This window comes from Staphylococcus sp. HMSC65H10 (assembly GCF_001839185.1).
Taxonomy (GTDB): Bacteria; Bacillota; Bacilli; order Staphylococcales; family Staphylococcaceae; genus Staphylococcus; species Staphylococcus simulans.
This window is the reverse complement of record NZ_KV840428.1, coordinates 19123-28332: the sequence shown is the minus strand read 5'-3', so window position 1 is coordinate 28332 and position 9210 is coordinate 19123. Positions and strand designations below refer to the sequence as shown.

The 9210-nt window shown below is 34.5% G+C and carries 9 protein-coding genes and 1 tRNA gene; 6 read left to right on the top strand and 4 right to left on the bottom strand.

The window, feature by feature from the left end; all coding sequences use genetic code 11:
• Positions 1-82: 82 nt before the first annotated feature.
• Positions 83-171, top strand: a tRNA-Ser gene (locus HMPREF3270_RS13265).
• 183 nt (positions 172-354) lie between these two features.
• Here HMPREF3270_RS13265 and HMPREF3270_RS13260 read toward each other — a convergent pair.
• From HMPREF3270_RS13260 to HMPREF3270_RS13250, 3 genes are all read right to left on the bottom strand, one after another.
• On the bottom strand, positions 355-963 hold the full coding sequence (locus HMPREF3270_RS13260; RefSeq protein WP_070848413.1) for a hypothetical protein: 609 nt from the start codon (positions 961-963) through the stop codon (positions 355-357).
• Between the two features lie 445 nt (positions 964-1408).
• Entirely contained in the window at positions 1409-3451 is a 2043-nt protein-coding gene (locus HMPREF3270_RS13255; RefSeq protein ID WP_070848412.1) for a heavy metal translocating P-type ATPase, read from the bottom strand.
• Between the two features lie 259 nt (positions 3452-3710).
• Positions 3711-4202, bottom strand: coding sequence for a hypothetical protein (locus HMPREF3270_RS13250; protein WP_103364072.1), 492 nt, complete (start codon positions 4200-4202; stop codon positions 3711-3713).
• Between the two features lie 200 nt (positions 4203-4402).
• Between HMPREF3270_RS13250 and HMPREF3270_RS13245 the strand changes: the two genes are divergently transcribed.
• The 3 genes from HMPREF3270_RS13245 to menC all read left to right on the top strand — a co-directional run bounded on the left by HMPREF3270_RS13245 (position 4403) and on the right by menC (position 7612).
• Entirely contained in the window at positions 4403-5095 is a 693-nt protein-coding gene (locus HMPREF3270_RS13245; RefSeq protein ID WP_023016242.1) for a hypothetical protein, read from the top strand.
• Between the two features lie 115 nt (positions 5096-5210).
• A complete protein-coding gene (gene menE / locus HMPREF3270_RS13240; protein WP_070848410.1) occupies positions 5211-6599 on the top strand; it encodes an o-succinylbenzoate--CoA ligase in 1389 nt (462 codons plus the stop codon).
• 2 nt (positions 6600-6601) lie between these two features.
• Positions 6602-7612 carry an o-succinylbenzoate synthase gene (gene menC / locus HMPREF3270_RS13235; RefSeq protein WP_070848409.1) on the top strand — a complete coding sequence of 337 codons (1011 nt, stop codon included), beginning with the start codon at positions 6602-6604 and terminating at the stop codon, positions 7610-7612.
• On the opposite strand, the gene yidD is transcribed toward menC, so the two are convergent.
• Positions 7603-7860 (bottom strand): membrane protein insertion efficiency factor YidD, encoded by a 258-nt coding sequence (gene yidD, locus HMPREF3270_RS13230; protein ID WP_002481260.1) that lies wholly within the window; start codon positions 7858-7860, stop codon positions 7603-7605. The genes menC and yidD overlap by 10 nt on opposite strands.
• Positions 7861-7937: 77 nt before the next feature.
• Between yidD and ytkD the strand changes: the two genes are divergently transcribed.
• Both ytkD and HMPREF3270_RS13220 read left to right on the top strand, forming a co-directional pair.
• Positions 7938-8429, top strand: coding sequence for an RNA deprotection pyrophosphohydrolase (gene ytkD, locus HMPREF3270_RS13225; RefSeq protein ID WP_070848408.1), 492 nt, complete (start codon positions 7938-7940; stop codon positions 8427-8429).
• Positions 8395-9168, top strand: coding sequence for an alpha/beta hydrolase family protein (locus HMPREF3270_RS13220; RefSeq protein ID WP_070848407.1), 774 nt, complete (start codon positions 8395-8397; stop codon positions 9166-9168). The genes ytkD and HMPREF3270_RS13220 overlap by 35 nt, the downstream gene beginning before the upstream one ends.
• Positions 9169-9210 lie beyond the last annotated feature (42 nt).

Here is a 9210-nt window from a genome sequence, read left to right as displayed (position 1 = left end):
GGCGGTAACACGGGTTCGAGTCCCGTAGGAGTCATTCAATCAGAAACGAATTATCGTTTCTGATTTTTTAATTTGTATACATGGAGAGTTGTCCGAGTTGGCCGAAGGAGCACGCCTGGAAAGTGTGTAGGCGCCACAAGCGTCTCGAGGGTTCGAATCCCTCACTCTCCGTTAATTGTTTTAGATAATAAAAGATTTACAGTAGCAAGTGCCAAATATGTGTCAGGAAAATAATTTTCTGACACGTTGGCCTTGCTCTTTTTTTATGTGCTCTCTGTCAAATAGGACCGGTTTTGCTCAACAGTCCTAATAGTATAGAGCCTTAAATTTAATTAACTACTTTGATAGTGTTAATCATTCATATAAATCAATGTATTTTTGAGTGAATTCCTCGTTAGAAATTTCTCCATTATCTCTTTGGAGTTGAAGACGAGCGCCTTCTTCTTGAATTGCATCATATTCTTCTCGACTATATCCATACTTTTCCATTTCTTGATAATTTAATTCCTCTTGTTGTTTTTGTTCTTCTGGAGTCAAACAGCCACCGACAGTACAATAAGTGCCATCTTCTTTATATTCTCCAAACATTGCGTCACCATTAGGGATATTACTGTTTTGGTTATTGTTAGGTGTTTGGTTTGTTTGGCTTTGTGTATTTTGTTGGTTCTCTTGAAAACCATTAACTTGTTCATTATTATTATTTGTATTTTGATTTGTATTATTTGAATTTGCTTGATCGTTTACGGATTCTTCATTTACTTGTTCTGTAGATTCACTATTTTCTTGTTTTTCTTGATTATTATTTTGTTCATTTTTCTTCTTCTGTGTTTTTTCCTTATTTTTATTCTCTTTTTCATGTGTTTTAGTTTCGTTTTTCGCAGTTTCTTTATTACTTTCATCACTATTACCACAAGCAGTTAATAGTAATAGGGAACTAAATAACGGTATAAGTAACTTTTTCATGATTGGTTCTTCCTTTTCTATGTATTTAGTTATTTAATACCCATTTAAGTTAAAAGGAATCAACTAAATCAATTTTAATGTGAACTATTATTTGTTATCATTATAAAATTTCTTGTGTCGAAAATAACGCTTAGTGTATAATGCATTTGAATACAACACATGTGAATAAAAGTAGGAGTATTCATGCCTATTTAAGTTGAATGATTCAAAAAGGAGAGTTCATGCCTGTTTAAAGTTGAAGATTTCTAAAGAGGAGAGTTCATGCCTACTTAAGTTGAATTTTTAAAAGTAGTAGCCAATTGATGCATAATCATTTGGCTTTTTTATTTTTGTGAAGAGTCCTTTTCCCTTTGTAACTGGTCAATAGTACAAATAAATAAGCATTTACTAAAAATAACCACTTTCATAAATTGTTGATGAAAGTGGTTATATCTCATTGAACCATTTATTTTAATTTTAATGTGAAAGCATTAATCGCAACGATAATTGTACTTAAAGACATGAGTATTGCTCCGACAGCAGGTGAGAGTATTATACCCATAAATGCTAGTACACCAGCTGCAAGAGGGACTGCAATGATGTTATATCCGGCACCCCACCATAAGTTTTGAACCATTTTCCGCATTGTATTTTTTGATAGGGTAAGGAAGTTAATAATATCAGAAGGATTACTTTTGACAAGTATGACATCACCTGATTCAACAGCTACGTCTGTACCTGCACCGATTGCCATTCCGATGTCTGCTCTGACTAAACTTGGCGCATCATTAATGCCATCGCCGACCATCATTACTTTGCTGCCTTTTTTCTGATAATCTTTTATGATTCTTTCTTTATCTTCAGGCATTAATTGCGCATGAACATCTTTAATTCCCAATTCTTTAGCCATTGCTTGTGCTACTTCATGATTATCTCCTGTAAGCATAACTGGTGTGATGTTTTTCGCTATTAAATCTGAGACCATTTGTTTTGAACTTTCTTTGATTTGATCTCCTAGGGCGATAATGCCAATCACTTGTTGTTCATAAATTAAATAACTAATAGAGTTACCTTGCTGAGCAAGTTCTTTAAATTGTTTTTTATTATACTTCAAATCCTTTTTATCTAAATATGAGGCATTTACAATTTTAATTTCTTTACCATCAACACTGCCTTCTAATCCCACACCTGAAATATTATTAACATCTTCAGGATATGAATAAGAAATGTTTTCTTCTTTTGCATATTCGACAATTCCAACAGCGAGCGGATGTTCAGAGCTGCTTTCTAATGAAGCAAACAAACTTAATATTTCTTTATGACTAAATTCGTCAGTAAAACTTTCATAATGGTTAACTGAAAAATTTCCTTCAGTTAATGTACCTGTTTTATCCATCATAATATAATCGATGTGTTGTGCGATTTCTACAGATTCTCTATTTTTTATAATTAATCCATTATGTGCACCTATAGAAGTAGAACGTGCTGTAACTAAGGGTATAGCTAAACCTAAAGCGTGCGGACAAGCAATGACCAATACAGTTACTAAGCGTTCAAGCGCAAAATCAATATCGTTTTGTATCAGCATCCAAACAATAAACGCAATTAATCCACTAATTACTGCAAAATAAAATAAGTATCCTGCGACTTTATCAGAAAGAAGTTCAGCATCTGATTTATCATTTTGAGCTTGGCTTACTAACCCCATAACTTGAGATAAATAGCCATCTTCTCCAGTTGCAGTTACTTTAACTTGAATTGTACCAGAACCATTCATTGAACCACCGATAACTTTATCGTTCTTGTTTTTTAGAACTTTTTTAGATTCTCCAGTAACTAATGATTCATCAATCGATGTTTTACCTTCAACAATTATTCCGTCTGTTGGAATACTTTCACCAGCTTTGATTTCTACAATATCACCATTATGAATATCCGAGATTTTAAGTTTTTGACGTTGACCATCCTCAGTTACCTTAACTGCAGTATTGGGGAGTAGTTCGGCCATTTTTTTAAGGGCACTACTAGCACTGCCTACTGCGTTCATCTCAATCCAGTGGCCTAATAACATAATTATAATTAAAGTTGCTAACTCCCAGAAAAAATCCATTGTATGCGACGATGAATCACTAAAGTTATTCATGTAAAATGCATATAAACTATAGAAATAAGCTACTGAAATACCAAGTGCTACTAAAGTCATCATGCCTGGTTTTTTAGAAGTGATTTCATCCTTAGCGCCTGATAAGAAGGGCATACCCCCATAAAAGAATAAAATGGTCGATAGAATTAAAACAATCCAGTCTGATCCAGAAAAAGTAACTTGAAATGGTAATTGAATACCCATCATAGGCGATAAAATAATAATCGGTATCGTGAAAATTAAAGAAATAAAGAATTTACGCTTAAAATTCCCATGATGATGCATGTGATGATTGTGACCGTTATCAGTCGTATGCTCATGGTGTTTATGTTGTCCATTTTTATGTGTATGTTCATGACTAGACAAAATAATACCTCCTAAATATATTGATATAGTAAATACAACTTTAGTATAACATATACGGTATAGGGGTATGGAGTATATGCAATTATGTTTCTTTTCGTTAAGCAATCATCCACTCAGAATTACGTTTCAATCAATAGCAATTATGTTCATTCAAAGAGCGTTTGCTTATTTTGTTATGAGCTATATAGGTTCATATAACGCTAAGTAGTAGATAGTTAAAGAAATAAAAACATCCACTCCGATATGAAGTGGATGCATCTTATGATTTATTTTCTTTTTCTGTTGTATTGATCTCTGGATGATTGATCTCATCAACACTTTTTTGGCTGAAACGATAGATTTTTACCATTGCTGGTTTGGATAATGCCAAGAATGATAAAAATGTTGCTAAGAATGAAAAGTGTGTCACGTTTAGTACGAATAACATCGGCACAAAGATTAAGACAAAAAGTGCAATGAATAATATCAATGGCAGTATTTTGATTAATATATTTTTAACTGTACCTTTAGTTAGGCGAGTCAGTATGAACAGGATTATCCCGATTAGAAATAAGGGGATAATGATTGTAGTCAAAGTTGCGACATAAGCTTCAGCATATCTATTCCAATCAAGATGAATAATGTAATACATAGAAGAATCAGTTGGAATATCTAGTCTGAATAAGTTACTACCGTAATTTTTGTATAAATAGTAGACGATAAGTAGTAATAATATAATTGAGCCGCAATATTTCATGATAGTGCGTGGCATTTTATTAGATGATTGGCGCAAAACAATTCCCTCATTTCAAGCAATTTCTATTATTATCTTATAACTCTATATTGAATACAATAGAAATACAGAAATAGATACGACTTTTATACGAGGTGCATGATGAATACGCGTGGTACAATAGTGGTAAGAGTAATATAAGAAAAACTTTAACATTATTTCGAAATAAGGTGATAGACATGAAACGCTCAGATAGAAATCAACCTGATTATGACCGCTATAATCGAGACCCACGTGACTCAAGAGATGGACACGATCCAAGATATCGTGATACACGTGAAGAAGAGTACCGCAGACGTTCTGATGAAGATGGTCGTTATTATAATGAACGTGATTACAGACGTGAACGTATGTTGGAAGATGAGAATCGTAAAAATAGTAAATGGAAAAAAGGTTTGGCCGCGATTGTAGTTATCTTATTGATTGTTGTAGCAATATTTATAGTTAGAAATATGATGCAGCCAAAAGATAGCACAGAAACCGCAAATCAAAATGCGCAAACACAACAAACACAACCTAATAGCTCACAAACTCAAAAACCAGTGACAAATAACTATAAAGAAATCATTCGTGAGAAAGAAACAGTCATTAAAGAAAAAATTGAAAGTGCTAAAAACAACATTCAAAATGGTCAAAATAGCCAGAATGCGATTGAATCTGCACAAAATGAAGTTAACCAATTAAAAGATAAAGCTTCAAATGCGACAGATCAAAATGTCACTGACCAATATCAAAATGCGGTTGATAAATTAAAACAAGCAAACCAAGCGCAACAAAATGGTGAAAATCAATCTAAAGTAGACAGTTTATTAAATGATATCGATAGTAAACTACAAACGATTAAAGATAAACTAAGTCAACTGTTCAATTAAATATGAAAGAAATGAGAGGGTGCAACGCGCATCCTCTTTTTTCAATTCGAAAATTAAGGGAAACTACTTGAATTTTGTTATGATAGATAGGTAGAGATTATGGGAGGAAGATAGTATGGATTTTTGGTTAAAACAAAGCGCAGAGCGTGTTCCTGAAAATATCGCATTAGACGATGGAGCAACAAAACTTACATACGCGAGCGTGTATCAATCAGCAAAACAATATGCATATGTATTTAAACAACTGAATCAAAAGAGAATTGCATTTTATATAGATAATCGTATAGATGCGGCTTTAATGATTTATGGTGCATGGTTAGCTGGTATAGAAGCAGTCATGATTAATACACGACTTACATACAAAGAAATTAAAGCGCAACTTAAATCTGTACACACAGATACAATCATTGCCACATTACCATTAGAATTAGATGATTTTACCATTATAAATTGGAGTGAAGTTGAACAACGTCGCTCAACACAAACTTATGAGACTGAACTGGATTTAAACCGTATCGCTTCGATTATGTTTACTTCAGGAACGACAGGTCCGCAAAAGGCAGTACCCCAAACTTTTAATAACCATTTAGCGAGCGCGAATGGATGCAGAGAAAGCTTAGGTTTTGATAGTAATACGAAATGGTTATCCGTCTTGCCGATTTATCACATTTCAGGTTTAAGTGTGTTACTGCGCAGTATCATTGAAGGTTTTACAGTCAGATTAATGCAGAAATTTGAAACAAAAACGGTATTAAAAGCGATTCAAAGTGAACAGATTACCCACATTTCACTCGTGCCGCAAACTTTAGGTTGGATGATGGACGCAGGTTTAACACGACCTTATCAACTTCAAAAAATACTGCTTGGCGGTGCGAAATTATCTGATGATTTAATTCATAACGCCTTGAAAGCGGATTTACCGATTTATAATTCATTTGGTATGACAGAAACGTGTTCACAATTTTTAACCGCTTCTCCATCCATGCTTAAACAAAATCCTAACACAGTAGGGAAACCGAGCCCAAACGTTCAAGTTAAGATTATCAATCCAAACCATGAAGGACATGGAGAACTCTTATTAAAAGGTGACAACGTTATGGAAGGTTATCTATATCCTGAAAATCTGACAGATGTATTTGAAGATGGCTACTTTAAAACAGGTGATATCGCAAGTGTAGATATGGATGGCTTTGTGATGGTTTATGACCGCAGAAAAGATTTGATTATCAGCGGTGGAGAAAACATTTATCCTTATGAAATCGAAACAGTTGCGAAACGTTTTGACGGTATTACAGATGCAATGTGTTATGCCAAAGATGATAATACTTGGGGACAAGTGCCGGCATTATATTATACGAGTGAGAAAGATATAAATCATGACGCATTAGATACCTTTTTAAAAGAGGAATTAGCGAAATATAAAGTGCCGAAATACTATCAACAAGTGACAACATTGCCTTATACATCTACAGGTAAATTAAAACGTGGAAAGCTAGAGGAATAAGCATGCGTTTTGAATCGATTCTATTTTATACGTATGAAGCAGCATTTAAGCATCAGATTAAAACGCCTAAAGTCACTCTAGAAACAAGAAAAGTCTTAGTGATCGGATTGAAAAATGAGCACGGACAAACTTATTTCGGCGAATGTAATGCCTTTGAAACAGATTGGTATGATAAAGAGACAATAGAGAGTGTGTATGAAACATTGAAACAATGGTTTAATACAGTCCTCAAAGATAAAGAGATAGAAACCTTTGATGAAGCTAAAGTATTGTTGAACCACTTGAATCACGCACCTGCAGCGAGAAGTACTGTTGCGATGGCGTTATATCAAGTTTTCCATCATCTTCCTTCATTCGAGGTTCAGTATGGTGCAACGATAAGTGGTTTATCAACTGAAAATTATCAGCAACTATTAGAAACAAAACCAAAGCGTATTAAATTAAAGTGGTCGCCAAAAGTTATTGCTGACATCGAACAGCTACAAAATTTACCATTTAACCCATGGATAGCATTAGATGCGAATGAATCTTTAACGGATCAAGATACAGCAACTTTAAAAAAAGTTCAAAACCTTGAAGATATCTTGTATATCGAGGAGCCTTTTAAGGATTTAGAAATGTTGAAAACCTTATCTCCAAAAGTTATCCCACCTGTAGCAATAGATGAGAAAGCAAGAGATGTCTCAAGCATTTTAACCTTGATTGAACAATATCCGATTGATACAGTGATTTTAAAGCCTTTCAGACTTGGCGGCATAGATAAAATATTTGATGCGATAGACAGCTTGCATCGACAAAACATTAAAGTAGTGATCGGCGGTATGTATGAATATGGATTAAGCCGCTATTTTACTGCTTATCTAAGTCAGTATGCTGACTATCCAGGGGATGTAACGCCTTATGGCTATTATTTTGATCAGGAGTTTACACAAGAAAACGGCATATTAAAAAGGGGACACTTATACTTTGCGCCCCCTGAAATTGATGTGGATCAATTAAAAATTTATTCATGATGATGGTGATGATGACAATGTTGATGTTTGTCATGCTTTAATGGCACTGGGTCAAATCCACCTTTATGAAGCGGATGACATTTTGAAATGCGTTTGATACCAAGCCATGTTCCTTTGATTGGGCCATGGATTTCAATAGCTTCTTTTGTATAGTTTGAACATGTAGGGTAGAAGCGGCATGTAGGAGGTGTCAACGGTGAAATAAAATGTTGATATATCCATATTAAGCCGAGTAATAGCTTCTTCAAATTAATCCCTCCAACTGATTTGTCTCAATTCGTAACGAATCTATTTTAGCATATATAATAAAAGGATGTGATAGAACGTGATTATACATGATCAATTTGATAAAGAAATTCGGTTGAACTTTACACAACCACAAGATAAACCAAATGGGGAACACGTTCTTGCGATCGCATTTCTCAATGATAGTTATCTTTTAACTAGACATAAAAAAAGAGGGATAGAATTTCCAGGTGGAAAAATAGAACAGGGTGAAAGTAGCGAAGCAGCAATTGTTCGTGAAGTCTATGAAGAAACTGGCGGGATTGTTGCTGAGATGACGTATGTTGCGCAATATACCGTATATCACCCAGAAGGCACGAAATGGTTTACGAAAGATGTCTTTGCGGTGCAAGTAGACACTTTAGAAAGTAAAAACGATTATTTAGAAACAGCAGGCCCTGTGAAGTGTAAACATTTAGATGAAATTTCGGATGAAGAAAAGAGTTTCTTATTAGAAGACGAAGCGATATTAAAATGTGTAGAAAGAGTGATAGAACTTGGACTTTATCAAAAGAAAGGGGATGCCGATTGATCTCACAACGCATCGTGGTGAAGAAGTAACTTACCTTGTAGATGATTTACGAGTCAAAGGACTTATGATTACACCTAAACAGTCTGTAAAGCGTATTGTAGTCTATTTACGTGGCGGTAAAGGAAAAGTAGGGCGTGTCAGAACTGGACGTTTATTACAGTTTGCGAATGATCATACATTAGTTTTCGGACCTTACTATCGCGGTAACAATGGCAGTGAAGGCAGAGATGAATTCAGTGGTGATGATTTGCATGATGTGACACAAGCGATCCGTATATTAAAAATATTATATCCAGAAGCTTTTGTGCATATAATTGGTTTCTCTCGAGGTGGATTACAAGGATTATTAACATTCCAAGATTTACCAGCAGACAGCTATATTACTTGGGGCGGTGTATCTGACTTGCATTTGATGTATGAAGAGCGAGTGGATTTAAGAGGGATGTTACGTCGTATGGTAGGGCATCCTAAAAAAGATTTAGCTGCTTATCAAGAAAGAGAAGCTTTACAATATATTGACGCAAATAGTCCACCGATTTTAATTATTCATGGCGGTGAAGATATTCAAGTTGGTATCCATCAAGCTTATTATTTAGAAAATTACTTGAAAAAAATCGGACATCGTTATCAAACGTATTATCAACCTAAGGAAGGACATATTCCGAGACCGAAAGCATTAAAACAAGTATTACAAGTGATACATCAATGGATGGACGATGTTGAAGCAAAAAAGATATAAAAATTCCGAGAAAGGGGTGACCTCTCTCGGAATTTTTTATTT

Coding starts and splice junctions, on each gene's coding strand:
- HMPREF3270_RS13260 (WP_070848413.1), bottom strand. CDS start 963: ATGAAAAAGTTACTTATACCGTTATTTAGTTCCCTATTACTATTAACT.
- HMPREF3270_RS13250 (WP_103364072.1), bottom strand. CDS start 4,202: ATGCCACGCACTATCATGAAATATTGCGGCTCAATTATATTATTACTA.
- menE (WP_070848410.1), top strand. CDS start 5,211: ATGGATTTTTGGTTAAAACAAAGCGCAGAGCGTGTTCCTGAAAATATC.
- HMPREF3270_RS13245 (WP_023016242.1), top strand. CDS start 4,403: ATGAAACGCTCAGATAGAAATCAACCTGATTATGACCGCTATAATCGA.
- menC (WP_070848409.1), top strand. CDS start 6,602: ATGCGTTTTGAATCGATTCTATTTTATACGTATGAAGCAGCATTTAAG.